Genomic DNA, 26945 nt, shown 5'->3' on the forward strand with positions numbered 1-26945 from the left:
GACCATACCCGTCCGGCCCGGCGCGCGAGAGCCGCGCACACCGCCGTTTCTGCCTGGCAGCGGCGAGTGGCATCGCTCATACGGGTAGCCTTGGCCAACGTGTACCGGTTCCTGCTGACCCCGCGCTGGCTCGGCTACCTCGCGCTCACGCTCGTCGCCGCCACGGTGATGGTGTTCCTGGGCAACTGGCAGCTGGACCGCTACCGGGGGCGCACGGCCGTCAACGAGCGCATCGACGCCGGGGCCACCATGACGCCCGCGCCGTTGCGCGACGCGCTCCCCGCGCCCAGCGGCGGCGACGTCGGTCCCGCGCCGTCCGAGGAGCTCACCTGGAGCCGGGTCACCGCCACCGGCCGGTACGACAGCGCGAACACCGTCCTGATCCGCGGCCGGACCCTCGACCGGACGGTCGGCTTCGAGGTGCTCACCCCGCTGGTGCTTGCCGACGGCACCGCGGTGCTCGTCGACCGGGGCTGGATCCCGCCCGTGCCGGGCGCCGGCGCGACAGTCCAGCCGGACGTGCCGGCGGCGCCGACCGGCGAGGTGACAGTGACCGGCCGGGTGGTCGGCAGCGAGAGCGGCGGCGGCGCGGTCAGCCGGCGTGACGGCAAGCTGGAGGCCCGGCGCATCGACATCCCCCGCCTGGCCGAGCAGCTCCCCTACCCGGTGACCGGCGGTTACGTCCTGCTCGACGGGCAGACGCCGGCGGCCGACCCGGCCTTCCATGCGGTCCAGATCGGGCACACGAACAACTGGCAGAACTTCGGCTACGTGTGGCAGTGGTGGATCTTCGCGGTGATGAGCCTGTTCGGCTACGGCTGGGTGGCGCGCCGGGAGGCCCGCCGCCGGGCCGGGCTGGACACCCCGGGCGAGCCGGTGGACCGCGCCGCCGAGCCGGCCACTCCCACCTCCGCCTGAACAGGCCGCACCGGGCACGGCCCGCCTCGTCGATCCTCTGCACAAGCGCCCGTTACTCGCCGTAGCGGCCATCGACGAAGGACTCCTCACGACGGATATGCCTGAGAGGCATATTTATGCCTCTCAGGCATATCCGTTCCGAGCGATGAGGCTTCCGCGCAGGGGCGGGCCGTGGATCCGGCGGCACACCGGGCGGCAGGGACGTTGGTAGGGTCCGCGGATGATCGTCAATCGTGGGGGTCGCGGTGACCTCTGACGCCACGACGCCCCCGGCCGCCGAGCCACCCGCGTACGACCCGTGGTCGGCCATGCCGCCGGCCGTCGCGCCCCCCACCGAGCAGTTCCCGGTGATCGCCGCGCCGGACGCACCGGTCACCCCCGCGCCGCTCTCCGCACCGCCCGCACCGGTCTCCGCACCGCCGCCCACCGCTCAGTTCCCGGCCGCGCCGCAGTTCTCCGCACCGCCCGCGCAATACTCCGCGCCGCCCGCGCAGTTCTCCGCACCGCCGGTGCCGGCGGCCGGGGTGGTCGCGCCGTACCACGGGCCGGCACCCGCGGCGTACCCGCCGGCCGGGCCGGTGCCGCCCACGCAGTCGGCGGTGGCCGTGCAGATCGCCGAGATCGTGGTGACGCCGCCGGTGATCCGTACCCCGGTCGGTGTCCTGCCGCTCGCCGGTGCCTCCTGGTACGTGACCGACTACTGGCAGAAGGAGGAGAAGATCGCTCCGTGGGCCGTCGTCGCCGCGATCCTCGGCTTCTTCTGCCTGACCGTGTTCAGCCTCCTGTTCCTGCTGATCAAGGAGACGCGGCACTACGGGACCGTGCAGGTGACGGTGAGCAGTGGCGGGCACCAGTACGTCGCGCGGATCCCGGTCACCGACCAGTTCCAGGTGCAGCAGCTCAACAACCAGGTCAACTACGCCCGGTCGCTGTCGGCGGGCTGAGCCGTCAGCCGGTGACCCGGCCGGCGTGGATGGCGCGGACCGCGTCGATGGTGTCCGCCTCGGCGGCGGTCTTGTCGTGGCGGTAGCGCAGCACGCGGGCGAAGCGCAACGCCATGCCGCCCGGGTACCGGCTGCTCGTCTGCACGCCGTCGAACGCGATCTCGACCACCTGTTCCGGCCGGACCCGCACCACCCAGTCGCCCTTCTCCACGGCGAGCGACAGGAACCGTTCGGTCTGCCAGCGCAGCAGCTCGTCGGTGAGCCCCTTGAACGTCTTGCCCAGCATGACGAACTCGCCGGTGCGCGGATCGCGGGCGCCGAGGTGCAGGTTGGACAGCCAGCCCTCCCGCCGGCCGCTGCCCCACTCGACCGCGAGGACCACCAGGTCGAGCGTGTGCCGTGGCTTCACCTTGACCCAGGCCGAGCCGCGCCGGCCGGCGTCGTACGGCGCGGCCGGGTCCTTGACGACCACGCCCTCCTGACCGGCGTCGACAGCCGCGGCGAACGCCGTGGCCGCCTGCTCCGCGTCGTCCACCTCGACCCGGTCGACGAGCAGCGAACCGTCGACAGCGCGGGCCAGGGCCGCCCACCGCTCCCGGCCGGGTGCGTCGATCAGGTCGGCGCCGTCGAGGTGCAGCAGGTCGAAGAAGTACGGCGTGAGCACCGGTTCGCCGGTTCGCTCGGCGGCGGCCAGCACGGCGGGCGCGACCTGCGTCGGCCCGGTGGTGCTGGGCGTGGCGCGACGGGCCGCGCGGCTGGAGGTCTCCTGGAACGGCAGCGGCCGGCCGGCGGCGTCCAGCCCGATCGCCTCGCCGTCGAGCACCAGCTCGCGTGCGGGCAGCGCGCGGACGGCTGCGACCACCTGGGGCAGCCGGCCGGTGATCTCGTCCAGGCTGCGGGTGAAGACCGCGATGTCCGCCCCGGAGCGGTGCACCTGGATGCGGATGCCGTCGAGTTTGACGTCGACCACGGCCGGCACGCCGGTGGCGGTGAGCGCCTCGTCGACCGAGGGCGCGCTCTGCGCCAGCATCGGCGCGAGCGGACGGCCCACCTGGAGCCCGAACCCGGCCAGCGCGGCGGCACCGCCGGTGAGCGCCGCGACCGCCACCGCCCGCAGGTCACCGGCGAGCAGCAGGGCCCGCCGCACGGCGGCGACCGGCACGTCGGCGGCGCGCGCGACCGCGTCGGTCAGCAGCCCGGCCTGTGCGCCCTGGCGCAGCTCGCCCCGGAACAGGCCGGTCAGCAGGCGCTGCTCGTCGGCGGTGGCGGCGGCGAAGAGACGGCCGACCAGCTCCCGTCGCCGGGCCTGCGAACCGGACCCGGCGACGCGGGAGATCTCGTCGATCGCCGCGTCGACCGCGCCGACGGTGAGCGTCGGCTCGGCGGCCGGCGTGGGCAGGTCACGCAGGCCCGCCCAGCCGACACCGGTCTGACGCTGGCGCAGCTCACCGGCGAGGTAGCCGGCGCCGGCCGGGATCTCGCCCGGCTCCAGACCGCGCAGTGCGGCGGCCAGCAGCTCCACCTTGGCCCGACGGCCGCTGGTGGCGCCGACCGCGGCCGAGGTGGCCGCCAGCTCTGCGAAACGCACGTCCACATCCTGCCAGCCACCTGTGACATCGGGGCGGATCCGGCGACCCGGCACACCGCACGGGTGCGCCGGGGCCGCCGGGCCGACGGTCAGGCCGAGACCGGTTCCTCGATGCGCAGGCCGCGCCCGCGCACGCCCTCGGCGACCCGGGTGAGCAGCGCGTCGAGCGTGACCAGGGCGGCGGAGAGCTCGCCGATCTGTTCGTTGAGCGTGTCCTCGGACCACGCGGAGACGTCGACGTCCCCCAGAGCACGGACGGCGGCCTGAAGCCGCTCCATCTCGTCGTTCGTACGCATGTTCGAAAGGCTATAACACCCCGCCCGCCGACACACCACAAACTCCGACATCGGCCCCGAAGTTACGGTTTCGACACCTCAGACGGGGTTTCCGGCCTCCGCCACCCGGGCCAGCAGCAGCGCCTCGGCCAGGCACACCCGGGCGAACTCACCCAGGTGCAGGCTCTCGTTCGGGCCGTGCGCCCGCGCGTGCGGGTCCTCCACACCGGTCACCAGGATCGCGGCCCGCGGGAACATCTCCTGGAACGTGGCGATGAACGGGATCGATCCACCCACCCCGATGTCGACCGGGTCGGTGCCGTCCCAGGCCGTCCGGAACGCCGACCGGGCCGCGTCGAACATCGGCCCGGAGGCGTCGATGACACAGGGCGCGCCGTCGTGCTCGAACGTCACCGACACCTGCGCGCCCCACGGCGCGTGCCGCTCCAGGTGCGCGGTCAGCGCCGCGTACGCCTTCTTCGGGTCGTCGCCCGGCGCCAGCCGTACGCTCAGCTTCGCCTTCGCGGACGGCACCAGCGCGTTCGGGGCCTCGCCGGTGGACGGCGCGTCCACGCCGAGGATCGCCAGCGCCGGCTTGGTCCAGAGCCGGTCGGTGATCCGGCCGGTGCCGAACAGCGTCGCGCCGTCGACCAGGCCGGCCTCGGCCCGGAACCGGTCCTCCGGGTAGTCGACGCTGGCGCCCTCGCGGCCGACCAGCCCGTCCACCGCGACGTCGCCCGCCTCGTCGTGCAGCGTGCCGAGCAGCTTCACCAGCGCGGTGAGCGCGTCCGGCACGGCGCCGCCGAACATGCCGCTGTGCACGGCGTGGTCGAGCGTGCGCACCTCCACGAAGCAGTTGACGATGCCGCGCAGCGAGGTGGTCAGCGCCGGCACGCCGACGTCCCAGTTGGTGGAGTCGGCGATCACGATGACGTCCGAGGCCAGGTCGTCGCGGTGCTCGGCGAGCAGCCGCTCCAGCGAGTCCGAGCCGTACTCCTCCTCGCCCTCGATGAACAGCACCACGCCGACCGGGAGCCGGTCACCGAACGCGCGCAGCGCGGCGACGTGCGCCATGATGCCGGCCTTGTCGTCGGCGGCGCCCCGGCCGTAGAGGCGGCCGTCGCGCTCCACCGGCTCGAACGGGTCCGACTCCCACAGCGACAGGTCGCCGACCGGCTGCACGTCGTGGTGCGCGTACATGAGCACCGTCGGCGCGCCGGGCGGGGCCGCCTTCGTGCCGATCACCGCGGGCTGCCCGCCGGACCGGACGATCCGCGTGTCGAGGCCGCAGCCGCGCAGCAGCTCCGCCACCGCCTCGGCGGAACGCTCCACGTGCGAGTGGTCGAAGCCCTCGAAGGCGATGCCCGGGATACGGACGAGTCGCTCGAGGTCGGCACGGACGCCGGGGAGTTCCCGCTCGACGGCGGCCCGCACCTCGGACTCGGAGAGGATCGGAGTGGTCATGACCGGAATCGTATGCTGGCCTTACCCCGCCACGTCGCCCGAGCCCGATCGCCGCCTGAGGCGCACGTAGTAGCGGTCCGCGTCGTGCGGCAGGTCCGGAGCGCCGTCGACCACCAGGTCCACCGCCCTCGCGGTGTCGTCGGCGGTGAAGTGCGCCCGCTCCCCCGCGTGCCACCGGCGCAGCTCCGGCAGGATCTGCGCGCCGTCGCGAGCCAGCGCCCGGCGTAACCGCAGCTCGGCCGGCGCGGTGACCAGGACCGACAGCGTCAGCTCGGGGCGTACCGCGGCGCGGGCGGCGCTCACCCCCTCGACGATCAGCACCGGACCGGCGGGCACCGGCACCACCCGGTCCAGGAAGCGCCGGCGCACCCAGCTGTAGCGGCGGTAACCTCCCGCCCGGCCGGCCCGCACCGGGCCGAGCACCTGCTCCTCCAGCCGGGTCCAGAACGTGAGCTGGTCGTCCCAGCCGTCGAGCAGGTCGTCGGTGTGCACGAGCGGCGGTCGCACGCCGCCCGCCCGCGCCGCGAGGGCGTCCGCGAGGCGCGTCGCGAACCGGCTCTTGCCCGCGCCGCTGGGCCCGTCGACGGCGACCAGCCGGGTACGCCCCAACCGCGCCGGACCAGCCAGTACCCGACCGGCCAGCCCGGCGTACGCCTCGATCACCGCCACGTTCACCCGACCGACGCTAACGTTCCCCCGTCCGCTGGAAACTGCGACCCGGGCGGACCGTTTCGCCGAGCGGCGGCGCGGCGCGCTGGGCATCATCGGGGGGTGCTCCATGACGTGATGTGTCCGGGCGTCGACGCCCTCCTGGAACAGGCCCGCGCCGGTCTCCGCCGGCTGACCCCGCACGAGACCGTCGAGGCGGTCCGTGGCGGCGCGCTGCTTATCGACACGCGTACCGAGGCGCAGCGCCGCGAGGAGGGTGAGCTGCCCGGCGCGATCGTCATCGACCGCACCGTGCTGGAGTGGCGGCTCGACCCGGCCAGCGCGTGGCGCATACCGGAGGCCACCGGGTACGACCGCGAGGTCGTCGTGGTGTGCCGGGAGGGGTACAGCTCCAGCCTGGCCGCCGCCAGCCTCCAGACGCTGGGGCTGCGGCAGGCCACCGACATGATCGGCGGGGTGCAGGGCTGGCGGGAGGCCGGGCTGCCGATGTCCGACCGCCCGGCCGACGTGCGCTACTGAGCCGGTGGCGCGCCGGGTGGCACGAACGGCAGTCCCGGCGGTGGCCCGGACTCGATCAGCCGCCACAGCGCGTCCGTGTCGAGGTGCTCCTCCACCAGGTCGCCGAGCAGGTCGAGCGTCCGCTCCCGGGCCGCCGCGAAGGACGTGTCCGGCGCGACCTTGAACCCGGTACGCCCGGCCGCCTCCGCCACCTCGGTCAGGAACCGGCGGCGGAACGCGTCGGAAGAGAAGGCGCCGTGCCAGTGCGTGCCGTACACGGTGCCGAGACGCGCGCCCTCGCCGGTGCCGTCGGCGTGGCGCAGCAGCGGCGCGAGTCCCGGGTCTGCGGCCGTGACCCGGCCGTGGTGGATCTCGTACCCGTGCACCGGCACGTCGCCGGCGGCGGTGCCCTCGGCTCGGCGAACCGTCTTGCGCGGCTCGAAGGTGATCTCGACGGGCAGCAGCCCGAGGCCGGGTACGGTGCCCCGGCGGCTCTCCACCGCGTCGTGGATCGCCCGGCCCAGCATCTGGAAACCGCCGCAGATGCCGAGCAGCGGCCGTCCGGCGGCGGCGTGCGCCCGGACCGCGTCGGCCAGGCCGGTCTCCCGCAGCCAGGCCAGGTCGGCGACAGTCGACTTGGTGCCGGGGAGCACCACCACGTCGGCGGCGGCCAGTTCGGCCGGCTCAACGGTTAGGCGGACCCGCACGCCCGGCTCGGTCGCGAGGGCCTCCACGTCGGTGGCGTTGCTGATCCGCGGTAGCCGCACCACGGCGACGTCGAGCCAGTCGGTGCCCCGGGGCGCCGCCGGGCGGCCGAGCACCCGCCCGTACGCGAGCGAGTCCTCCGCGTCCAGCCACAGGTCCAGCGCCCAGGGCACCACCCCGTACGTCGGGCGGCCGGTGACCCGGCGCAGCATGTCCAGCCCCGGCTGGAGCAGGCCGCGGTCACCACGGAACTTGTTCACCACGAACCCGGCCAGCAGCGCCTGGTCGGCCGCGTCGAGCAGCGCGACGGTGCCGAACATCGAGGCGAACACGCCGCCCCTGTCGATGTCGCCGACCACGATCGTGGGCAGCCCCGCCTGCCGTGCCAGACCCATGTTGACGTAGTCGCCGTCGCGCAGGTTGATCTCGGCCGGGCTGCCCGCGCCCTCGCAGATCACCACGTCGTACTCGGCCCGCAACTCGGCCAGCGCCGCGTACGCCGTGGTGGCGAGCCGGGACCGTACCTCGTGGTAGTTGCCGGCGGTGACCGTGTCGACCGCCTCGCCGAGCAGCACCACCTGGCTGGCATGGTCGCTACCCGGCTTGAGCAGCACCGGGTTGAAGCGCAGGTCGGCGTCGAGCCCGCAGGCGGCGGCCTGCATCGCCTGGGCGCGGCCCAGCTCGCCGCCGCGACCGTCCGGCCCGACCACCACGGCGGAGTTGTTCGACATGTTCTGCGCCTTGAACGGGGCGACCCGGACGCCCCGGCGGCGCAGCCAGCGGCAGATGCCGGCGGTGAGCACGCTCTTGCCGGCGTCGGAGGTGGTGCCGGCGACGAGCAGCCCGCCGCTCACCGCCCGCTCCCCCGGCGGGCCGCACGCATGAGGACGCCAAGCGCGGCCCGTCCGGCCGCCCCGGCCGCACGGCCGACCGTCACCGGGTAGAGCGCGGCCAGGCCGAGCGCTGCCACACCGACCGCGCCGGAGATCCGGGCGGCCCGCTTCAGGTGCCGCGCCTCGGGCCGGGGCCCGTCGCCGAGGAAGGGCCGCGTCTCGGCGCGGCCGAAGTAGACGTTGCGGCCGCCGAGCCGGACGCCGAGCGCGCCTGCCATCGCGGCCTCGCACTGACCGGCGTTCGGGCTCGGGTGGTCGGTCCGGTCCCGCCGCCACACGTGCCACGCGGCGGCGCGGTCCCCGTGCGCCACCGGCGCGACGGCCACCGTGAGCAGCCCGGTGAGCCGGGACGGCAGCAGGTTCAGCGCGTCGTCCAGCCGGGCCGCGGGGGTGCCGAAGCGGGCGTACCGGGGTGAGCGGTGGCCGACCATCGCGTCGAGCGTGTTCGCCGCCCGGTAGCCGAGCAGGCCGGGCAGGCCCGCGACGGCGCCCCAGACCAGCGGGGCGACCACGGCGTCCGAGGTGTTCTCGGCGACCGATTCGACTGTGGCGCGGGCGAGTTCGGGCTCGTCGAGGGCGGACGGGTCGCGCCCGCAGAGGTTGCCCAGGCGGGCCCGGGCGGCGGGCAGGTCGGCCCGGCCGAGTGCCCGCGCCATCACCCGGGACTCGTGCCGCAGCGTGCGCCCGCCGAGCACCGTCCAGGTGCCGGCGGCCACCAGCGCGGCCCGCGCGATCGGATGGTGCCGGGTCGCCAGCGCGGCGGCGGCACCGAGCAGGACCGGCGCGCCGACGGCGAGCGCCGTGAACGCGGTGCCGGCCGCCCGGTCGGGGCGGTAGACCCGCCGTTCCAGCGCACCGGCCGCCGTGCCGAAGCCGGCCACCGGATGCCACCGGCGGGGGTCGCCGAGCAGCGCGTCGAGCGCGTAGCCCGCCACCAACCCGGTCGCGTTCGCCATGGCGGTCGCCTGCCGCACCCGTCACCACCTCCGGCCGGCCAGCCTAGTCGTACCGCGGGGTGGTGACGCCGACGTCACCACCCCGCGCCCCCGTCGGACGAAGGGTCAGGCGGGCACCGGGGTACGCCGCCGTCCGCGACGCCCCGACGCGTTCCCGCCCGCACCGCCCGGGCTCGCGGCGCCCGCCTCGCCCTCACCCGGTCCGGCACCACCCGGCCCGTCGGCCTCCGCCGGCGCGGCCTCGCCCAGTTCGTCGTCCTCGGCCGTCGCCGGGCCGTCGTCCTCCGCGTCGCCCAGCTCGTCCTCCTCCGGGCCGCCCGACCCGGGGTCGAAGCCGGCGGCCTGTCGCACACCGGGCCGGCCGTCGAACGGGTCGGGCTCGCCCACCCGCTCGACGGTGCCGGCCAGTCCGACCCGGCCCCCGTACTCCGGCGGCGGGAAGTCGTCGTCGAAGGGCCGGTCGTCGAACGTCGCCGGGGCCTGCGCGTCCGGCACCGGCTCGGTCGCCTCGCCGTGCACCCGCTGCTCGGCCTCCGCGTCCTCGACCGTGCTGGTGGCCGCGCGGGGCTGGTTGCGCAGGAAGCGGGCGCGGCCCCGGGACAGGTCGTGCCCGACCGCGACCGCCTCCAGCTCGTAGAGCGTGCGGTGGGTGCCGGACTCGTCGGTCCAGTCCCGGGTGTAGAGGCGCCCGGCCACGATGACCGGGTCACCGACCGCCACCGAGGCGGCCACCCCCTCGGCGAGGCGGCGCCAGCAGTTGACGCGTACCCGAAGGCTGTTGCCGTCCACCCAGCGGCCGCTGTCGCGGTCGAGCCGGCGGGCGGTCGAGGCGACCTTGAAGTTGGCCACCAGCGTTCCGCTCTGCGTGGTGCGGCGCCACTCCGGCGCGGTCAGCACGTTGCCGACGATCGTCACGTACGTATCGAACATCGCCCCTCCCAGGGATCGACTTGTCCCGGTGAGCGTCGGCCGGACGCCCGCCCCGGACCACCCGCCGGCCCGGACCTGTGGACGACGAGCGGGCCTGTGGACAACCACCTGATCAAGGTCCCGATCTGCTAGGCCGACCGGCCCTACGGGTCTGACCTGCGCCGACGCACGATCGAGTGGAGCCGGCAAGCAGGCGTTCCGGAATCACGCCGGTTGGGTAAGTACTTGATCAACCGAGAGAAAGGGAGCTCCCATGCTTCTCCGAGACGTCCGCGAGGCAGCGCGATGAGCGCCGTGGCGAACCCCGCGACCGTGGCCGAGTGCCTGCGGGTCGGCGCCGGGTTCTCCCAGGGCGACCGCAACTGGATCGCCGAGCAGTTCGGGACCCTGGACGCCCGGCTCGCCGGCTTCCACGCCGACGCCACCGAGCTGGAGGTGTCCGTCAAGGATCGCGAGGCCCGGGGCCAGAAGGTGACCCTGGAGTGCTGGATCGCCGGGCGGCAGAAGATCGTCACCACCTCGACCGAGGAGGATCTGCACGCCGCGCTCAACGACGTCCGGGACGACCTGCGCCGCAAGCTCAACGACGCGAAGACCCGGCAGGAGCCGCGCCACAACAAGCACCTGCGCGCCGTCGACCAGCCCGAGGGCGTCCCGTTGCAGGACGCCGAGCGCGAGGACGCCGAGACCGTCTGAGGCCCTGTGCCCCCGTCCGTCCGGTGCGGGCGGGCGGGGGCTACCGCCGGGTAGCGAGGCGGCGTACCGTCGCGGTCGTGGAACCGGACGTGCTGGGCGCCCCCTACGAGCGGCGGACGATCGAGCTGGGCACCGACGACGAGGGGCCGGTGGTCGCGACCCTGGTGCGTCGGCGGGCCGACCGCCCGACCGGCCGCGCCGTGCTCTACGTGCACGGCTTCGTCGACTACTTCTTCCAGACCCACGTGGCCGACTTCTTCGCCGAGCGTGGCTGGGACTTCTACGCGCTCGACCTGCGCAAGTACGGCCGCAGCCTGCTCCCGCACCAGACCCCGAACTTCTGCCGTGACCTGAGCGACTACTTCCCCGAGCTGGACGCCGCCGCGGAGATCATCCGCGCAGAGGAGGGCCACGACACCCTGCTCGCGATGGGCCACTCGACCGGCGGCCTGATCATCTCGCTCTGGGCACACGACCGCCGCGACGCCGGCCTGGTCGACGGCATCGTGCTCAACAGCCCCTTCTTCGACATCAACGCGCCCTGGATGGTCCGCCGGCCCCTCGCGGCCGCCGTCTCCCGCCTGGGCCGCAGGGCGCCGCAGCGGGTACTGCCGTTCGGCCTGGGCACGGTGTACGGCGAGAGCCTGCACGCCGACCACCGGGGCGAGTGGCGCTACGACCTGGCCTGGAAGCCGCTCGCCGGGTTCCCGGTCCGGGCCGGCTGGCTCAACGCGATCCGTACCGGCCAACGTCGCCTGCGGGCCGGGCTGGACATCCCGGTGCCGGTGCTGCTCGCCTGCTCCACGCGCAGTTTCCGGGGCACCAAGTGGCACGACAGCGCCACCGGCGCCGACGCGGTGCTCGACGTCGAACACATGGTGCGCTGGGCGCCCCGCCTCGGCCGGCACGTCACGCTGGCCCGCTTCGACGGCGGGTTGCACGACCTCACGCTCTCCAGTCCCGGCGTACGCGAGAGGGTCTTCGCGGAGGTCGGACGGTGGGCGGAGGGGTTCCTCCGCGCCGGGCCGACCGAGCCGGAGCCCACGACGCCGCCGGCCCCTCGGCGGCCGGCCGACGCGAACGCCGAGGGCTGAGGCCGGCCGGCCTCGCCGCGGGCTCAGTCGGTGACGACCGCCGTGAGCGCGGCGCGGATCCGGTCGAAGGTGGCGATCGGATGGCCACCAGCCTGCGGCGGCAGCACCACGCCGAGGCAACGCAGCGCGGGCCCGCCGTCCGGCCCGGCCTCGACCGCGAACACGGGCGCGCCCACGTAGCCCGCTGGTAGTTCCGTCGTGACCCGCACCTCGCCGCCGTCCCGGGCGACCCGCTCGACAACCGCCTCCAACGGCCGTGACCCGCCGTCGCCGACGCCCAGGGCCAGCACGAACGCCGAGGCCGGCGCCGCGCCGATCCGGGCGACCGAGTCGGCCGGCGCGGCCACCGCCTCGGTGACATGCTGGGTACGCCAGCGCCAGCCCCGGTCGTCGGCCCAGCCGTGCAGACCGCCGGTCGGCATCGCGGCGAGCCCCAGCTCCGGCAGGTGCAGCCAGTGGTCGGCGAAACCGGGCAGGTCGATCGGCTCGTCCGCCCCCTCGGCCGGGTCGGTGACGCTGGGCCGCAAGCCGATCTCGCCGTACGCCCGGTCGGTGAGCGCGTCGGCGGTGAGCAGCCACTCGTGCGCGATCTCGCCGTCGTCCGTAGCGCCGACCAGCTCGCTGTAGAAGAAGGCGGTGCCGAGGACGCCGGGCGGTGTGCCCGGGCCGTCCGAGCCGGTGAGGGGCAGGATGGCCCGCCCGAGGAGCTGACACAGCTCGAAGACGATCTCGTTCTCGGTTTCCTGGTCGAGCAGCATCCGACGAGGGTACGGATCGCGTGCCGCCCGGCCCGCGCCGGACCCGCCGGAACTGTGGTGCCGGTCCGGGCCCCGGCGTGGGACGCTGAGGGGCGGAACGGACGCGCCGACCCGTACCACCGGGCACGCGGGGAGCGGCGGTACCCTCTTGGCGCGACGACCGTCGGCACGCGCCCGTAGCTCAGCGGATAGAGCAGGGGACTTCTAATCCCAAGGCCGCAGGTTCGAATCCTGCCGGGCGCACCACCGTCACCGCGGGTCAGCGATGGCTGGCGGACGAGCCGGTTTGACGGTGTTGCGTGCACCAGGTCCTCTTCGCTCTACCTGCTCCCCGTCCCAGGAGGCTGGACGGTCTGGCGATTACTCGACGATGAAATCCACCGTTGAGAACAGGTCAATCTTCGAGCCAAATAAGGCTGTTCTACCAGCGCGCGGTAGTCAAACATTCCTGGCGAGCAGCTTCGAGATGCAAACAGCAATGACACTCGGGCATAGATTCACCTAAGCACGGCCAACTCGTGATCGGCAACCACGTCGAAGTTCTGAAGCCTGCACGCCGAGCGAGCAGCGATCAATCCAAGGCATCCATTTGCCGGTCCAGCCGCGATTTTCCATTCGATCTACCCGCAAACGACTAACAGCGTTCGCTCATGCGCGGCTCCGCAACAGTCGCCCCGCCGACTGGCTCGACCGCAACTCGGTCGAGGTAAAGCAGCTAAAACTGACGCACTGTACGGGCAAGCGCCCTCGTCCAACTCAGATTGAACGAGGGAGCCCACTCAACTGAACGTTCGCGGGGCTGGCACACATTCGCATGACTCACCACCTCGCGAGCCGGACAAGCAGTAGTTAGGGGCTGGCGTCAGACATCCTTAAGGCACGCCTGGTAGGTGAACATCGTAACGCCGTCCCGGAAGAGGATCTTGACCCAGCCGTTGCCATTGGTCACTCCGCAGGCCGTATACCTGCCGCCGATGTAAAGGCTGCCCTTTTCACAGTTGAACTGGTCGCCCTTGGAATAGCGATTGTCCCAGCTCTCTGAATTGATGTCGATCTCAACATAGAGAGGGAGGTTATTTGCGAGTGACGCAACCCTTCCAGTACCGCACTTCTGCGTGTAAGCAGCAGCTTGAGCAGCCGTCGGAACCGCCAGAAAGAGGGCTGCCGTCAAAGCAGATGCACCCATCACGGCGCCGATTCTTTTCATCTTCATAGCTCCTCCCCGACACACAGCAGCATGACATGGGGCAGCGGCTGGATGCCCTGCACGAGCAATACCGGCGATCACGGCCCTTATTCGCGAGGATGTTAGCCCTGATCAATGAAGCGCGCTACCCCGCCAGCCCTGCCCACCGCCGATCTGCCCTCCGCAAACGCGCGCTACCCCGGCCCTCTCTTCGTGCCCCGTCGCATCGCGGCAAGCTCAACGGCCGTCTATCGTGCCAGCTGCCTTGCCACGAGGCTGAGGATCAGTGAGCGGCCAAGCTCTGAATTCGGAGTCGGGATAGTACAGCCAGGCCCGTCCGCGAGTACGACCTGACGGACGGGCCGGCCGAAACATCTCAGGCCGCCGTCAGCGCCGCCAAGGCCCGCTCCATCGCGGCGTTGAACTCCTCCGGCGTCAGCGTCAGCCGGGACTTGACGTCGCGGCTCCACTGGTCGGCGAGCACTTCGGCGGCACCCGCCTCGACGCCGTCGAGCGCCGCATCGGCCAGGTCCGACGGCGCGATCTTGTCGACGGACCAGCCGGCTGACATGTCGGTGTCGGCCAGCCCGAGGTGTACCGCCGTCACGAGCGTGCCCTGTTCGGCGAGTTCCAGGCGTACGCCGTTGGTCATCGCCCACGCGGCGGCCTTGGTCAGGTGGTACGCCCCGGCGCCGCTGGTCCCGAACCATGACATGGCGGAGAGCACGTTCACGATTGCGCCTCCGCCGTTGCGGGCGAGTGCCGGCGCGAACGCCCGGATCATCTCCAGGTGGCCGAGCACGTTGGTGTCCACCTCGTGCCGCACCGCGTCCAGCGAACCGGTCACCAGGTCGGTTCCGGTCTGGATCCCGGCGTTGTTGACGAGCAGCGTGACGTCCGGGGCGGCAGCGGCGACGGCCCGTACGGATGCGGGGCTGGTGATGTCCAGCGGCAGCACCTCGACGCCGGGCAGGTCGACGGTCTCGGGGCGGCGGGCGGTCGCGTAGACCTTGCGGGCGCCCCGTTCGAGCAGCCGCTGGGCGAAGGCGCGGCCCAGTCCGCGGTTGGCTCCGGTGACGAGGGCGATCGAGTGGTTGATGTCCATGCGAGGTACGCTAAAACCTGACGTTAACGTCAGAGGCAAGTGTCGATCGCCGGGATCGGGGTGAGAGGGGTCACCATGACCACGACCGCAGCCGAGCGGCTGATCCGCATCGGTGAGGTGGCGCGCGGCGCCGGTGTCTCGGTGCGCGCCGTGCGCTACTACGAGGAACAGGGTCTTCTCGTCCCCCGGCGCAGCCCGTCCGGCCAGCGCCTCTACCGGCCGGACACGGTCACGCTGGTGCGCTTCATCCAGCAGATGTACGCGGCCGGGCTGACCAGCAGCCGGATCGCGGAACTCCTGCCGTGCTGGGACTCCGGGCACACCGACCCCGCGCAGCGGGCCATGCTGCGCGCCGAGCGCGAGCGCATCCAGGCCAAGGTCGACGAGCTGCGGGCCGCGCTGGACCGCCTCGACGAGGTCATCGCGATCACCGATTCGCACCCGTAGGCGCGACCACCCGCGTAAGGGGGAGACTACGGACGGGCGTTCTCGCGGGAGGCACGCAACACGCCGACGACCGCCAGTCCCGCGCCGCCGAGCGCGACAGCCGTCTCCACTGCCGAGGACACCTCAAGGGCACCTCCCGCCGAGCCACCCACGCTCACCATGAATCCCGGTTGCAGGAAGGCGTCCCTGGCGGGCTCGACAAACGTCCACCAACTCGCCCACGCGGAGGCGAGGTCCGCGCAGGCCCGCACGGCGACCACCGCCAGCAGGACCATCCCCGCCGTGAGGAGCCCGCGCCGGTCGCCCCGCCATCCGGACCACGCCAGCACCCCGGCGGTCACGAGCGCGGCGAGCAACGCCGGCTGCAGCGCCAGGAGCAGCTCGGGCAGCGGCGGGTCGCCGGGCGCCGCCGCCACTTTCAGCCCGCACCAGACGAGCACGGCCACCGCCAGGACCGTCGTCACCACACCCCGCCGTCCGCCGCGTGCCGGCAACGCCGGCACGGCAACGGAAAGCAGGAGTACGCCGAGAGCCAAGCCCCACGCGGTCAGGCGTTGCTGGTCCAGGCCCTCCCGCAGGCTCTCCACAAGGTACGTCCGCGTCGCCGCCTGGCTCCCCCGTGGCCCGCCCGCGTCCGCCACCCGTTCTCGGTGCCAGAGCAGGTTCGCGGCTGCCACCAGAGCGAACAGCCCGGCGCCGGCGGCGACGCCCCATCGCACCCGGGGCGTACCGGAAGCGGCGAGCGCGTGGCCGGCCAGCGCCGCCAGCGTGACCACCGCCCACAGGAGCGACGCTTCCCGCATGGCGAGCAGTGCCGCTCCGACCGACAGCAGACCAGCCACGACCGCGGCGACTCGCAGGCCCGACGACAGACGCATGGCGGAGACAGTGGCACAGGAATCCTGGTCGCGTTGACCCGCCGGTTTCGTCGGTGGTCTCGGGCATGATCGCGTGCGCCGCCGGACGTGGCGGCGACGAGCGGGATCACCGGGAGGAAGCGTGGGCGCATCGGGATGGACCTACTTCGTGGCGTACCAGCCGGATGCCCAGGCCGCGCTGGACGAACTGCGCCGACAGGTCTTCGAGGCCGGCGACTACTGGTGGGCGGTGCCGGGCGGGTTCGGCGCTTCCGCCGCCGACTTCCCGGACCGTCCCCGCAGCGAGGAGGAGCTGTGGGCGGACGAGCGGGTGCAGGAGTCCGGCACACACTCCATCCTCGACATGACGCGGGTGCTGGCCGACGGCGAGGAACCCGGCTTCGGGGCGTTCCAGCGGGTGACCGAGGCCGAGGCGCTCGCCCGAGCGGGCGTCGCGAGGCCGACCCGCGCTCACGTCGAGGCGCTCGAGCCGCTGGCGGAGCAGCGCTGGTTCGGCCGGTACGCCGTCCTGCACGACGAGGCGGGTGCCCCGAACGAGCTCTACTTCTGGGGGTTCTCCGGGGACTAGCGTGCCGCGCCGGCGAGCAGCCACCGCCGGACCGGCACCTCCAGCAGCACCCGTTCACTGTCCGGGGTGACGGGCTGCCGGATGTCCCATCCCCCGTACTTCTCCGCGAACGCCGCCACGATCGCGGGCGGGAAGTCGGCCCGGTGCACCCGAGCCTCGCCCTCCGCGACGACCGGGTGGACGCCGTCCTCCAGTGCGAGCGAGACGCGGGGGTCGGCCGCCACGTTGCGGGCCTTGACGCTGCGCCCCTCGCAGCCGATCCACCAGACGCCGTCGGCGTAGACGAACCACACCGGCGTGACGTGCGGGGAGCCGTCATGGCGCAGCGTACAGAGCCAGACGTTGCGCTCGCGGGCGAGCCGGTCCTCGACGGCCGGCGGAAGCGGTGCGGTGGATGGTGAGGCCATGCGACAAGTGGATCAGGTGCGCGCGGGAGAGCGCCAGCGGCTCACTCGCAGATCCGCCACTCCCCGTCCTCCTTGACCATCGGGAACGACTGCGTCACGTTGGTGCCGACCGCCGGGGTGAAGCGGATGGTCGTCGCCCCGCTCACCCGGCCGTTGTTGTTGGACACGTTGAGCCCGGTGATCTCGTAGCCGGTGAACTCCGGCTGGGAGGACTGCTGCCGGGTGAAGTCCGCCTCGCTGACCCGGTCGCGTACGCGGGTGCAGAGCTGCCGGTACGCGGCCGGATAGTCGCGGTCGACGATCGCCTCGGCGAACGTCTCCGCTGTGGACCGCGCCGGGCCGGTGGCTTCCTGCACGGCCCGGAAGAGGAAGAAGCCGCTGAGCACACCGCCGCAGCAGCAGATCGCCAGCACCAAGCCGAGCACGATGAAGAGGGTTCGCTTGGACTTCTTCGGCGGCACCATGGCCGGCTGGTATGCCATACCCCGCAGGGTAGGGAACGCGGGCAACCGTAATCCGGATGCCCTGGTTCCGCTTCTCGACGACCATCGGTTGATGCCCGCACACCGTCCACCCGAGCCGGACGTCAGTCGCTACTACACCGAGGTCTACGTCGAGGCCGACCGGCTGGAAGGGTCGCCGCAGGGCCGGCTGGAGGCACGCCGTACCCGGGATCTGCTCGCCCGCCTGCTGCCCGCCGCACCGGCCGACGTGCTGGACGTCGGCGGTGGTCCCGGGGCGTACGCGGGTCCGCTCGCCGCGGCCGGTTACCGGGTGCACCTGGTCGACCTGGTGCCCGCGCACGTGGCGGCGGCGCGGTCGGCGTACCCGCTGGTGACCGCGTCGGTGGGTGACGCCCGCGCGTTGCCCGCGCCCGACGCGGCGGCGGACGCGACGCTGCTGCTCGGACCGCTCTACCACCTGCCGCGGCAGACCGACCGGGTGGCCGCGCTGCGCGAGGCGGCGCGGGTGACCCGGCCGGGCGGAACGATCGTGGCGGCGGCGATCAGCCGTCACGCCGCCCTGATCGACCTGACCGCGCAGGGCCGCCTGGACGACGACAACCGGCAGTTGCTGCGCGCCGAGTACGAGACCGGGGTGAACGATCCACGCACCGGCTTCACCACCGCGTTCTTCCACCGCCCGGAGGAGTTGGCGGCCGAGTTCGTCGCGGCGGGCCTGCCCAACCCGCAGGTGTACGGGGTGGAGGGTCCGCTGTGGCCGGTGCTGAACGCGCTCGGCACCGGGCCGGACGAGCGGCTGTTCGCCGACGCGGTGGCCTGCGCCGAGACGTTCGAGCGGGACGCCGCGATCCTCGGCGCCAGCGCTCACCTGCTCGCCGTAGCGCGCCGCTGACCGCCGGGCCGGACGGCCGGCTGCTTTACGCCGGAGCGAAACTCGTCAAGCACCAAGGGTGACCAGTTGCGACAAACCATGTTATTCTCCAGCGTCAATCTATGCCGCGCGGACCCGGCCGGGTCGCAACCGGAAGGACATCTCCCCGATGCCGGTCGCTGCCGCCATGCCCCTGCCCCGGCCCCCGCTGGCCCGCCCGGCGGGTGACGCGTTCAGCCTGATCTTCACGACCCTGCCTGCGCTGCTGCGGTTCACCTGTGGTCTGGTCGGCGCGGTCGTCGCGCTGTCGGTGCGTACGCCGCCGGTGCGGGTGGCGCTGCTGATCCCCGCCGTCGTCGTGCTAACCGCCTGGTCGGTCTGGTACGCGTTCCGCGCGCTGCGGCACGGCATCGGCGGCGCGCTGGTCGCCGGTGACGTGGCGCTGACCACCGCCGCCGCACTCGCCGTACCGTGGCTCGTCGCGCCGGAGGTGCTGCCGGGTGAGGCGAGCTGGATCGCGGTGCTGGCCAGCTCGACAGTCATCAACACGCAGGCCACCGCCCCGGCCCGCTGGTCCGTGCCGGCCGGCCTGCTGGTCACCGCCGCGTACGTCACCGGCACCGTGCTGGCCGGCAACCCGGCCGAGGCTCGGGCGCACGCCGGCACGCTGCTGGTGCAGACCGGCAGCGCGGCGGTGATGACGGCGGTGATGCGCCGCCGGATCGCCCGCGCCGACGCCGCGTTCGCCGACTACCAGCGGCTGTCCCACGAGGCGGTGGTGGCGCGCGCCGCCCGCGAGGACGAACGGCGGCAGAACCGCGACCTGCACGACACCGTCCTGGGCACGCTCACCATGGTCGGCCTCGGTGCCGTACCCGACTCGGCGACGTTGCGCGAGCGGTGCGCGGACGATCTGCGTACCCTCACCGCCCTTGCCGGTGCGCGGACCGCGACCGCGGCCGGTGAGGCCGACCTGGACGAACGGCTGCGTGAGGTGCTCGCCGCGACGTCCGGGCCGGCGGTGACCGCGACGCTCGCGCCGTGCCGGCTGCCGGCGGAGGTCGCCACGGCGCTCGCCGACAGCGCCGCCGCCGCGCTGGCGAACGTGGCGCGGCACGCGCCGGGCGCGGCCGCGTCGCTGCGCCTTGCCCGCGAGGGCGGCACCGTCGTGGTCGAGGTGGTCGACGACGGTCCCGGTTTCGACCCGTCCACGGTCCCGGCGCACCGGTACGGGCTGCGCGAGTCGATCCACGGCCGGATGAGCACTGTGGGCGGTCGGGCGGTGGTGACCTCCGCCCCTGGCGCCGGTACCCGGATTCGGCTGGAGTGGTCCGATGGCGAGTGAGTCGGGTACGGCGGTGACGGCCAGCCACGCGCTGCGCCCGCTGCCCCGGCCGCGGGTGGCGACGCGCTCCGGAACGGCCACCGCCCCGCCGGAGGCGCACGCGGTGGCCGACGCGTCCGACGGTGGCGCGCGCATCGCCGCGATCGTCATCGCGGCGACCTGGCACCTGGCGGTCGCGCTGCCCGCCGTGTTGCGGGCCGGGCCGGGAATGGCCTTCCCGGCCGTGGTGGCCGCGGGCTGGCTGGTGACCGCGCTGGTCGGGGTCGGGGCCGGGGTACGGCTGCTGCGCGGCGGGCTGCCGCCGGCCGGGCCGCTGGCGGTGGCGCTGCTGGGGGTGGACGCGGCGGTGGTCGCCGGGGCCGGCGAGCGATTCCTGTTCAGCACCGCCAACTGGGTGTGGGGCGGCCTGGCCTGGTTCTTCCTGCTGGTGCTCTGGCGGCGGCCGGTGCGCTGGCTGCTGCTCATGCTCGCCGCGCACGGCACGATCGCGCTGGCGGCGGTGGTGCTGTACGGCGCGACCGCGCCGGCCGACCTGAGCCGCGCCGCGATGTACGTCTACGGCACCTCCACCCTGCCCGTGGCGGTCTTCGTCGGCGCGGCGGCGCTCACCGCGCAGGCCCGGGACCGGGCGGCCACCGCAGCGGCGACGCTCGCCGTGGCCGCTGAGCAGGAGGCGGCCGAGCGGGCCCGCACCGAGCGACAGGCGCGCCTGGCGCTGGTCAGCGGCACCGCCGAGGAGGTGCTGGCCGGGCTGGCGGCGGGCGACGCCGACCCGGCCGACCCGGCGGTACGGCGGCGCGCGGTGCTGGCCGCGGCCCGGCTGCGCCGGCTGATCGCCGAGTCGGACGACGTGCCGGACGCGCTGCTGCACGAACTGCGCGCGGCGGCCGACCTGGCCGAGCGCAACGGACTGCCGATCGACCTGGTGTCGGTCGGCACGCCACCGGAGCTGCCGGTGCAGATCCGGCGTGGGCTGGCCGACCCGCTCACGGCGGCGCTCGCCGGGGCCGAGGGCTGGGCTCGGCTCACCGTGGTGGCGGGTCCGGACGAGGTGGTGGTCAGCCTGGTGACGCCGGATCACGACGGCCCGGACGAGCCGGTGACCGGCGGGGACGGGCCGGTGGAACACCTGCACGAGCGGGACGGGGAGATCAGATGGACGCAGACCCGCTGGCGGCGGACGTGAACGCCGGCACCCCGATCGGGGTGGCGATAGTGGACGACCATCCGGTGGTGATCGACGGGGTGCGCGCCTGGCTGGCCGGCGAACCGCGGTTGCGGGTGCTGGCCACCGGCGACGACCCGGACGAGGTGCTGCGGGCCGCACCGGACGCCGAGGTGGTGCTGCTCGACCTGCGCCTGCACGGCCGGATGGTGCTGGACAAGCTGGCCGAGCTGAGCGCGGCCGGGCGCCGGGTGGTGGTCTACTCCGAGCACAGCGACCCGCAGACCATGCTCGCCGCGCTGGACGCCGGGGCGGTCGCGTTCCTGGCCAAGCACGAGGGACGCGAGCACTGCGTGGCGACGGTGCTGGCGGCGGCGAGCGACCGGCCGTACGTGCCGCCTGCGCTGGCCGGAGCGATGGTCGGGGACGCCCGTCCGGATCGTCCGTCCCTGTCGGACAAGGAGCGCGAGGCGCTTCTGCTGTGGTTCCAGTCGATGTCGAAGGCGTCGGTGGCGCGCCGGATGCAGATCAGTGAGCACACGGTGAAGCAGTACGTCGACCGTGCGCGGATCAAGTACACCCGAGCGGGCCGTCCGGCCGCCACGAAGGCGGCGCTGCTCGCCCGGGCGATCGAGGACGGACTCGTCCGACCGGAAGATATCGGCATCTACCGGTCGCAGGCGTCGGCCGACCGGCCGACCCCCTAACAGGTGTCATGACAGTCACCCCAGGAATCGGGCAGGCTCACCGGTACCGCCAACCGTCACCGGGAGGTCGTACCGTGCCGGAGGACGCCACACCTTTCTTCGTCGGGCCGCATCGGTTCGACGCCGACGGCGACCCCACCCGTCCCGTGCTCGACCGGCGCTACGAGCTGGTGCCCGAACCGGGCGAACGCCTGCTCGGGCAGCACTGCCTGCGCGTCGCCGGTCACCTGCTCGGCCCCACCGAGGACGTCCGCTGCTGGTCGCTGCCGGCGCCGGCGACGATCACCGTCACCGAGCGCCGGTTGGCGTACGTCTGCACCGGCTCGGATCTGTCGGTGGTCTCCGGGCGGGACGGCCGGGCGGTCGCCCGGCACCGGCGTCCGGTCCGGTTGTCCCGCCTGGTCAGTGGGCAGATCCGCTGGCAGTGGCCGTCCCGGCTGGAACTGGCCGAGGCGGGCGACGGCACCGCCGAGCTGCGCATCGTCTGCGACGCGCTGCGCACCATCCGGCAGCCGGCGCTGGCGCTGACCGGCCCGGTCGGTCAGGTGGCCGCGCTGGCCCGGCAGGTACGCCGCGCGGTGGCCGGTTTCCGGCTGGCGAACGCCGAACTGGTGGACCTGTCCCCGCCGGAGCGGGACGTGCTCGCCGTCCGGGTGGCCGCCTCCCCCGGCCCGACGCTGGGCACTGTGACGCTGCCGGGCTCGCTGCCGGTGGAGTTCCTGTCCCGCGACGACTACTACCGTCCGGCGGAGGCCGAGGCATCGCCGTGGTCGTGGTCCGGGTTCCCCGCCCACGACCAGCCCGGCTCCGCCTGCTGACGCCGTCGTCGCCGGCCGATGGCCCGCCGAAGTCGCCGACTCGGGCGCACTCGCACTCCAGGCCTGTCGCTCACCCGTTGAGCGCCACTACATGAGACAAACGTCCCGATTCATGGGATCAGCACAGATCTTGGTATGAAACGGCCCTCCTAGGGGCCCTTTCGTACCAAGATCTCGCGAGCCCACAGCGCGCGGGGGCGGGGGCCGTCAGGAGGCGCTGCGGGTGCGGCGCTCGGACCGGTCCAGCTCGACCGCTTCCTCCGGGGTCGGCGCGCTGCCGCCCAGGTGGGCCGGCTGCCACCAGGTGTCGTCCGGGCCGGACGGCTTGTCCGGGTACTCCCGCTGGGCCCGGTCGACCAGCGCCGACAGGCGGCTCCGCAGGTCGGCGGTCATGACCGTGGCGTCCGGGTAGGCGGCCGGGTCCATCGGCTCGCCGACGATGATGGTGATCGGCGTGTGCCGGCGGGTCAGCGTGCGCGGGCGGCCCTTGGTCCACAGCCGCTGGGTGCCCCAGAGCGCGACCGGCAGCAGCGGCACGCCCGCCTCCTGCGACATCCGGGCCGCGCCGTTCTTCAGGTCCTTCACCACGAAGGAACGGCTGATCGTCGCCTCCGGGAAGACGCCGACCACCTCGCCCCGGCGCAGCGCGCCCACCGCTGCGGCGTACGAGCCGGCGCCGGCGGCCCGGTTCACCGGGATGTGCTTCATGCCGCGCATCAGCGGACCGGAGACGCGGTGCCGGAAGACGCTGTCCTTGGCCATGAACCGGACCAGTCGCTTCGCCGGGTGCGCGCCGTAGCCGCAGAAGATGAAGTCGAGGTAGCTCACGTGGTTGGACGCGAGCACCGCGCCGCCGCTGTGCGGCACGTGCTCGCTGCCGGAAACGTCCAGGCGCAGGTCGAGCAGCCGGAACATCGTCTTCGCGGCGGTGATCACAGGTGGGTACACGAGTTCCGACATGGCGAAACTTTACCCCGAGTAGGTTACGCGACCGTAGGGCCGATCTGCCCTCGGCAGACCCGGGTCGCGCACCGACGCGGGTGCGGCGACGATGGCGACATGCCCGAACGCGCGGTGCTGCTCTGGATCCACGGCGGTGGCTGGCGGGCCCACGCCGAGGAGGACGGGGCGGCGCTCGCGGCGCTCGGGCTGCGCGTGGTCGAGGCCACGTACCGGTTCTCCCACCAGGCGCGCTGGCCCGCCCAGCTCGACGACGTCCGCGACGCGGCCCGGGCCGCCCGGGCTGCGGCGGGCGGCCTGCCGCTGCTGGTGGCCGGTGACTCGGCCGGCGGGATGCTGGCCCTACAGCTCGGCCTGCGTGGGGTGGACCGGCCCGGCGACGTGACGGGCGTGCTCGCGTACTGGGCCCCCGTGGACCCGCTCGACCCGGAGCAGCGGCGCCGGCGCGCCCCCGGCGACGACCCGTGGACCGACCTGCTGGGCCACCCGCCGGCCGCAGGCGACCCGGCCACCGTCGGCGCGACAGTCGCCACCCACGTCGGCTCCGGCGTGCCGGTGCTGCTGGTGCAGGGCCGCGACGACGTGGCGGTGCCGGCCGCCCAGCCGGTGGAGCTGACCGGCCGGCTGCTCGCCGCCGGTCACCCGGTGCATCTGTGGCTCACACACGGCGGTCACGCGCTCGACCTGGCCCGGCCCGACCTGATCGCGGCCGCCGCCGCGTTCCTGGACAGCGTCCTGCCCGCAGGCGCGGGCGACTAGGTTCGAGGCATGCCCGACCTCGCCGCGATCGTCATCCACTGCCGCGACCCCTACCTGCTCGCCCCGTTCTGGAGTGCGGTCACCGGGCTGCCGGTGGTCGAGGCGGACCGGGTGAAGCTCGCCGAGGGCACGCTCGCGCCGACGGAGGCGGTGCTGCTGCGCGACCCGCACGGGCGGCGCCCGGACCTGTGGATCAGCCCGGCCGAGACGCTGCCGGAGCCCGGCCGGATCCACCTGGACCTGGTCGGCGACGCCGAGGAGCGGGCCGCGGTGCTGGAGGCGGGCGCGACGGTCGTGCGTGAGCTGCCGCGCTGGACCGTCCTGGCCGACCCGGAGGGCAACGAGTTCTGCCTGCTCCCGCCGAACGAGGCGCACGACGCGTCGCCGCCCGGGCACTGACCGGGCTCAGTCGGCCAGTTCCTCGAGGTTGAGCCGGCCCCGGGCGAACGCGTCCACCCGGCCCCAGCGGCCCGGGATGTCAAGCACCTCGATCCGTCCCATGCCCACCGGCAGCCGCGGGTCGACAGCCAGGTGCTGCTCGTGCGGCTCCAGCCCGAGTATGGTGCGCAGCAGCAGCAGCGGTGCACCGGTGGACCAGGCCTGCGGGCTGCACGCGGTCGGGTACTCCACCGGGAACTTGGTCAGCTCGCGCTGGTAGCCGCCGAACGCCTCCGGCAGCCGGCCGTCGAAGTAGGTGGCCGCGTCGAGGATGCCGTTGGCGACGGTGGCGGCCTCCTCGGCGAAGCCGTACCGGCGCAGACCCCAGGCGACGAACGAGTTGTCGAACGGCCAGATCGTGCCGTTGTGGTAGCCGATCGGGTTGTAGCGGACCTCACCCTCGGCCAGCGTCCGCACCCCCCAGCCGGACCAGAGCCGGGGACCGACCAGATGCTCCGCGACCTTCGGCGCCCGCTCGTCGTCCACGATCCCGCTCCACAGCAGGTGGCCCATGTTGGAGCTGAGCACGTCGCACTGACGCCCGTCCGGGTCCAGGGCGAGCGCGTAGAAGCCGCGATCGGCGACCCACCAGTCGTTGTTGAAGCGCCGCTTCAGCTCCGCCGCCTCGCGTTCCAGCTGATCGGCGTACGCGGGGTCGCCCCAGAACAGCCGGGCCATCCGGGCGGCCCGCATCTTCGCGTCGTACGCGTACCCCTGCACCTCGCAGGTGGCCCGCGGGAACGGCGGCAGCGTGCCGTCGGCGTACGAGATGGAGTCCCACGAGTCCTTCCAGCACTGGTTCTCCAGGCCGGTGTCGGTGTTGCGCCGCTCGTACCAGATGTAGCCGTTGCCGAGCAGGTCGGCGTAGTCGTCGATCCACTTCAGCGCGGACCGGCACTCCTGTTCCAGCTCCTTCACAAGCGCGCCGTCGCCGCTCCACCGCTCGTACTCGTCGAGCAGCACCACGAACAGCGGCGTCGCGTCCACCGAGCCGTAGTACGGCGAGTGCGGCTGCTCCTCGAACGCCGCGGTCTCGCCGTACCGCATCTCGTGCAGGATCCGGCCCGGGTCCTCGTCCCGGAAGTCGTCGAACCGGGTGCCCTGGAGCGCGCCGAGGATCCGCAGCGTGGTCTTCGACATCTCCGGCGCGAACGGCAGCACCTGCAGGCAGGTGAGGATGCTGTCCCGGCCGAACATGGTCATGAACCAGGGCAGACCGGCAGCCGGCAGCGTCTGCCCGCCCAGCGACAGCGGCGAGAAGCGCAGCGCCGCGAGGTCGACGAGGCTCCGCCGGTACGTCGCGGCGAGTTCCTCGTGCTCGCTGTTCAGCTTCGGAGCCCGGCTGATCCACTCCTCCAGGTCGTGCTGGAGCGCGAGCCGCTCGGTGCCGTGCGCGCGCAGCCCCATCCGCAGGTCCCGGCCGCCCGGGCCGATCGCGAACGTCTGCACGTCGATGACGGCGTCCCACTGCTCGTTGGGTTCCAGCCGGATGCTCCAGGCGAAGCCGCGCTGGTCGTAGCGGGCCGGCTGGTTGGCGGAGACGAGCGTCTCGCGCCGGAAGTTGCCGCGCCGGTAGCCCAGGCGCAGCCGGTCCGACTCGGCCTCGGCGTAGTGCTCGCCCTTCTTGTTCAGGATCTCGTCCTTGACCTGGAACAGGTCGGCGAAGTCGGACCCGGCGTCCATCCGGACCTCCAGGTCGACCGGCTTCTCGTCGTGGTTGAGGATGGTCAGCGTCTCGCGGAAGCTGCCGCCGACCGCCCGTTCCCGGATGACCGACAGCTTCGCGTCGACGTAGTGCGTGGCCATGCCGGGTACCAGGAAGAACCGGGCCTCGTAGTACTGGAGGTCGTCGTAGGACAGCGCGTTGAGGCGCTCGCCGTTGACGGTGAGCACCCACTTCGACAGGTAGCGCGTGTCGAGCGAGAACAGACCGGTCGGCTCGCTCGGGGTGGCCTCGATGTCGCCGGTGTCCTCGCTGACCACGAACGTGTTGCCGTCCAGGATCCGGACGGTGTTGCCGCTGCCGGGCATCAGGCACCCCTCCCGCCGAACGTGTGGTGCGGTCCCCGGGAGTCCGGCGGGCCGGGGAAGACCCGCTCGACCTGAAGCACGAGCCGCAGGTCGCCGACGACAGTCATGTCGCCGCGCAGCAGCGCCGCGATGGCGTTCTCCTCACCACCGACCAGCTCGGCGAACAGGCGCGGCTCGGTGCCCACCACCGTGTCCGCCTCGCCGTCCTCCTGCCGGACCCGCAGCTTGCCGTGATCGATCTCCAGCAGCCAGTGCGTGGTGTGCGGACCCTCGTGCAGGTCGAAGCGGAGCGTTCCGGATGTCTTGACCAGCAAGGGTTCGAACCCCCGCCGATCCAGGTCCTCGAAGAATCTCGTGGTCATGTCCACCATCCGGGCGACTCCTCCCGCGATCCGCGGTCTCCCTGTC

At 73.4% G+C, this 26945-nt stretch carries 30 protein-coding genes and 1 tRNA gene; 15 read left to right on the plus strand and 16 right to left on the minus strand.

Features of this window, described 5'->3' with window-relative positions:
• The first annotated feature begins 99 nt into the window (after nt 1-99).
• Nucleotides 100-918: an SURF1 family protein gene (locus tag O7546_RS22605; RefSeq protein ID WP_281600013.1), complete on the plus strand. Its 819-nt coding sequence runs from the start codon at nt 100-102 to the stop codon at nt 916-918.
• A gap of 245 nt (nt 919-1163) precedes the next feature.
• The gene (locus tag O7546_RS22610) at nt 1164-1862 is read left to right on the plus strand and encodes a hypothetical protein (protein ID WP_269697506.1); all 699 of its coding nucleotides are present in this window, start codon (nt 1164-1166) and stop codon (nt 1860-1862) included.
• Between the two features lie 4 nt (nt 1863-1866).
• On the opposite strand, the gene O7546_RS22615 is transcribed toward O7546_RS22610, so the two are convergent.
• The 4 genes from O7546_RS22615 to O7546_RS22630 form a co-directional block, all read right to left on the minus strand.
• Complete coding sequence (locus O7546_RS22615) at nt 1867-3450, minus strand: ATP-dependent DNA ligase (protein ID WP_194800707.1); 1584 nt, start codon at nt 3448-3450, stop codon at nt 1867-1869.
• Between the two features lie 89 nt (nt 3451-3539).
• Nucleotides 3540-3746, minus strand: coding sequence for a hypothetical protein (locus O7546_RS22620; RefSeq protein ID WP_030273275.1), 207 nt, complete (start codon nt 3744-3746; stop codon nt 3540-3542).
• Nucleotides 3747-3824: 78 nt separating this feature from the next.
• Nucleotides 3825-5189 (minus strand): dipeptidase, encoded by a 1365-nt coding sequence (locus O7546_RS22625; RefSeq protein ID WP_194800706.1) that lies wholly within the window; start codon nt 5187-5189, stop codon nt 3825-3827.
• Nucleotides 5190-5210: 21 nt separating this feature from the next.
• Nucleotides 5211-5864: a hypothetical protein gene (locus tag O7546_RS22630; RefSeq protein ID WP_194800705.1), complete on the minus strand. Its 654-nt coding sequence runs from the start codon at nt 5862-5864 to the stop codon at nt 5211-5213.
• A gap of 111 nt (nt 5865-5975) precedes the next feature.
• On the opposite strand from O7546_RS22630, the gene O7546_RS22635 reads away from it, so the two are divergent.
• Nucleotides 5976-6377 carry a rhodanese-like domain-containing protein gene (locus tag O7546_RS22635; RefSeq protein ID WP_194800739.1) on the plus strand — a complete coding sequence of 134 codons (402 nt, stop codon included), beginning with the start codon at nt 5976-5978 and terminating at the stop codon, nt 6375-6377.
• On the opposite strand, the gene O7546_RS22640 is transcribed toward O7546_RS22635, so the two are convergent.
• From O7546_RS22640 to ssb, 3 genes are all read right to left on the minus strand, one after another.
• Nucleotides 6371-7915 (minus strand): cobyric acid synthase, encoded by a 1545-nt coding sequence (locus O7546_RS22640; RefSeq protein ID WP_194800704.1) that lies wholly within the window; start codon nt 7913-7915, stop codon nt 6371-6373. The genes O7546_RS22635 and O7546_RS22640 overlap by 7 nt on opposite strands.
• The gene (locus O7546_RS22645) at nt 7912-8910 is read right to left on the minus strand and encodes a cobalamin biosynthesis protein (protein WP_281601179.1); all 999 of its coding nucleotides are present in this window, start codon (nt 8908-8910) and stop codon (nt 7912-7914) included. Before O7546_RS22645 ends, O7546_RS22640 begins: the two co-directional genes overlap by 4 nt.
• A 105-nt stretch (nt 8911-9015) precedes the next feature.
• On the minus strand, nt 9016-9840 hold the full coding sequence (gene ssb / locus O7546_RS22650; RefSeq protein WP_194800703.1) for a single-stranded DNA-binding protein: 825 nt from the start codon (nt 9838-9840) through the stop codon (nt 9016-9018).
• A gap of 285 nt (nt 9841-10125) precedes the next feature.
• Between ssb and O7546_RS22655 the strand changes: the two genes are divergently transcribed.
• The gene (locus tag O7546_RS22655; protein ID WP_194800702.1) at nt 10126-10536 is read left to right on the plus strand and encodes an HPF/RaiA family ribosome-associated protein; all 411 of its coding nucleotides are present in this window, start codon (nt 10126-10128) and stop codon (nt 10534-10536) included.
• Between the two features lie 77 nt (nt 10537-10613).
• On the plus strand, nt 10614-11630 hold the full coding sequence (locus O7546_RS22660) for an alpha/beta hydrolase (protein ID WP_194800701.1): 1017 nt from the start codon (nt 10614-10616) through the stop codon (nt 11628-11630).
• 23 nt (nt 11631-11653) lie between these two features.
• Here the strand turns inward: O7546_RS22660 and O7546_RS22665 are convergent, their stop codons facing one another.
• Nucleotides 11654-12388, minus strand: coding sequence for a hypothetical protein (locus tag O7546_RS22665; protein ID WP_194800700.1), 735 nt, complete (start codon nt 12386-12388; stop codon nt 11654-11656).
• A 170-nt stretch (nt 12389-12558) separates the two neighbouring features.
• Here O7546_RS22665 and O7546_RS22670 point away from each other — a divergent pair.
• A tRNA-Arg gene (locus tag O7546_RS22670) sits at nt 12559-12634 on the plus strand.
• Nucleotides 12635-13250: 616 nt separating this feature from the next.
• Here the strand turns inward: O7546_RS22670 and O7546_RS22675 are convergent.
• Nucleotides 13251-13601 carry a hypothetical protein gene (locus O7546_RS22675; RefSeq protein ID WP_194800699.1) on the minus strand — a complete coding sequence of 117 codons (351 nt, stop codon included), beginning with the start codon at nt 13599-13601 and terminating at the stop codon, nt 13251-13253.
• 349 nt (nt 13602-13950) lie between these two features.
• Nucleotides 13951-14679: an SDR family oxidoreductase gene (locus tag O7546_RS22680; protein ID WP_194800698.1), complete on the minus strand. Its 729-nt coding sequence runs from the start codon at nt 14677-14679 to the stop codon at nt 13951-13953.
• Between the two features lie 75 nt (nt 14680-14754).
• On the opposite strand from O7546_RS22680, the gene O7546_RS22685 reads away from it, so the two are divergent.
• Nucleotides 14755-15126, plus strand: a complete 372-nt coding sequence (locus O7546_RS22685) for a MerR family transcriptional regulator (protein WP_194800697.1) — start codon at nt 14755-14757, stop codon at nt 15124-15126.
• A 26-nt stretch (nt 15127-15152) separates the two neighbouring features.
• On the opposite strand, the gene O7546_RS22690 is transcribed toward O7546_RS22685, so the two are convergent.
• Complete coding sequence (locus O7546_RS22690) at nt 15153-16004, minus strand: aminopeptidase (RefSeq protein WP_269697516.1); 852 nt, start codon at nt 16002-16004, stop codon at nt 15153-15155.
• 121 nt (nt 16005-16125) lie between these two features.
• Between O7546_RS22690 and O7546_RS22695 the strand changes: the two genes are divergently transcribed.
• The gene (locus O7546_RS22695; protein WP_194800695.1) at nt 16126-16572 is read left to right on the plus strand and encodes a hypothetical protein; all 447 of its coding nucleotides are present in this window, start codon (nt 16126-16128) and stop codon (nt 16570-16572) included.
• Here the strand turns inward: O7546_RS22695 and O7546_RS22700 are convergent.
• The gene (locus O7546_RS22700; protein ID WP_194800694.1) at nt 16569-16979 is read right to left on the minus strand and encodes a TIGR03618 family F420-dependent PPOX class oxidoreductase; all 411 of its coding nucleotides are present in this window, start codon (nt 16977-16979) and stop codon (nt 16569-16571) included. The two genes, O7546_RS22695 and O7546_RS22700, sit on opposite strands and share 4 nt — an antisense overlap.
• 41 nt (nt 16980-17020) lie before the next feature.
• Nucleotides 17021-17461, minus strand: a complete 441-nt coding sequence (locus tag O7546_RS22705) for a hypothetical protein (protein WP_281600014.1) — start codon at nt 17459-17461, stop codon at nt 17021-17023.
• A 73-nt stretch (nt 17462-17534) separates the two neighbouring features.
• Between O7546_RS22705 and O7546_RS22710 the strand changes: the two genes are divergently transcribed.
• From O7546_RS22710 to O7546_RS22730, 5 genes are all read left to right on the plus strand, one after another.
• Nucleotides 17535-18335 (plus strand): class I SAM-dependent methyltransferase, encoded by an 801-nt coding sequence (locus tag O7546_RS22710; RefSeq protein ID WP_281600015.1) that lies wholly within the window; start codon nt 17535-17537, stop codon nt 18333-18335.
• Between the two features lie 148 nt (nt 18336-18483).
• Entirely contained in the window at nt 18484-19659 is a 1176-nt protein-coding gene (locus tag O7546_RS22715; protein ID WP_281600016.1) for an ATP-binding protein, read from the plus strand.
• A complete protein-coding gene (locus tag O7546_RS22720; RefSeq protein ID WP_281600017.1) occupies nt 19649-20845 on the plus strand; it encodes a hypothetical protein in 1197 nt (398 codons plus the stop codon). The genes O7546_RS22715 and O7546_RS22720 overlap by 11 nt, the downstream gene beginning before the upstream one ends.
• Nucleotides 20815-21531, plus strand: coding sequence for a response regulator transcription factor (locus O7546_RS22725; protein WP_013288128.1), 717 nt, complete (start codon nt 20815-20817; stop codon nt 21529-21531). The genes O7546_RS22720 and O7546_RS22725 overlap by 31 nt, the downstream gene beginning before the upstream one ends.
• A 74-nt stretch (nt 21532-21605) precedes the next feature.
• The gene (locus tag O7546_RS22730) at nt 21606-22349 is read left to right on the plus strand and encodes a hypothetical protein (protein ID WP_194800689.1); all 744 of its coding nucleotides are present in this window, start codon (nt 21606-21608) and stop codon (nt 22347-22349) included.
• Nucleotides 22350-22556: 207 nt separating this feature from the next.
• On the opposite strand, the gene O7546_RS22735 is transcribed toward O7546_RS22730, so the two are convergent.
• Complete coding sequence (locus O7546_RS22735; protein ID WP_194800688.1) at nt 22557-23309, minus strand: lysophospholipid acyltransferase family protein; 753 nt, start codon at nt 23307-23309, stop codon at nt 22557-22559.
• Between the two features lie 99 nt (nt 23310-23408).
• Between O7546_RS22735 and O7546_RS22740 the strand changes: the two genes are divergently transcribed.
• Both O7546_RS22740 and O7546_RS22745 read left to right on the plus strand, forming a co-directional pair.
• Nucleotides 23409-24068, plus strand: a complete 660-nt coding sequence (locus O7546_RS22740) for an alpha/beta hydrolase (protein WP_281600018.1) — start codon at nt 23409-23411, stop codon at nt 24066-24068.
• Nucleotides 24069-24077: 9 nt separating this feature from the next.
• A complete protein-coding gene (locus tag O7546_RS22745; protein ID WP_194800686.1) occupies nt 24078-24467 on the plus strand; it encodes a VOC family protein in 390 nt (129 codons plus the stop codon).
• 6 nt (nt 24468-24473) lie between these two features.
• On the opposite strand, the gene O7546_RS22750 is transcribed toward O7546_RS22745, so the two are convergent.
• Together O7546_RS22750 and O7546_RS22755 are read right to left on the minus strand one after the other, a co-directional pair.
• Nucleotides 24474-26537 carry an amylo-alpha-1,6-glucosidase gene (locus tag O7546_RS22750; RefSeq protein WP_194800685.1) on the minus strand — a complete coding sequence of 688 codons (2064 nt, stop codon included), beginning with the start codon at nt 26535-26537 and terminating at the stop codon, nt 24474-24476.
• Complete coding sequence (locus tag O7546_RS22755; RefSeq protein ID WP_194800684.1) at nt 26537-26908, minus strand: SCP2 sterol-binding domain-containing protein; 372 nt, start codon at nt 26906-26908, stop codon at nt 26537-26539. The genes O7546_RS22750 and O7546_RS22755 overlap by 1 nt, the downstream gene beginning before the upstream one ends.
• Between the last annotated feature and the right edge of the window lie 37 nt (nt 26909-26945).

The sequence above is a fragment of the Micromonospora sp. WMMA1976 genome, assembly GCF_027497335.1.
GTDB classification, from domain to species: Bacteria; Actinomycetota; Actinomycetes; order Mycobacteriales; family Micromonosporaceae; genus Micromonospora; species Micromonospora aurantiaca.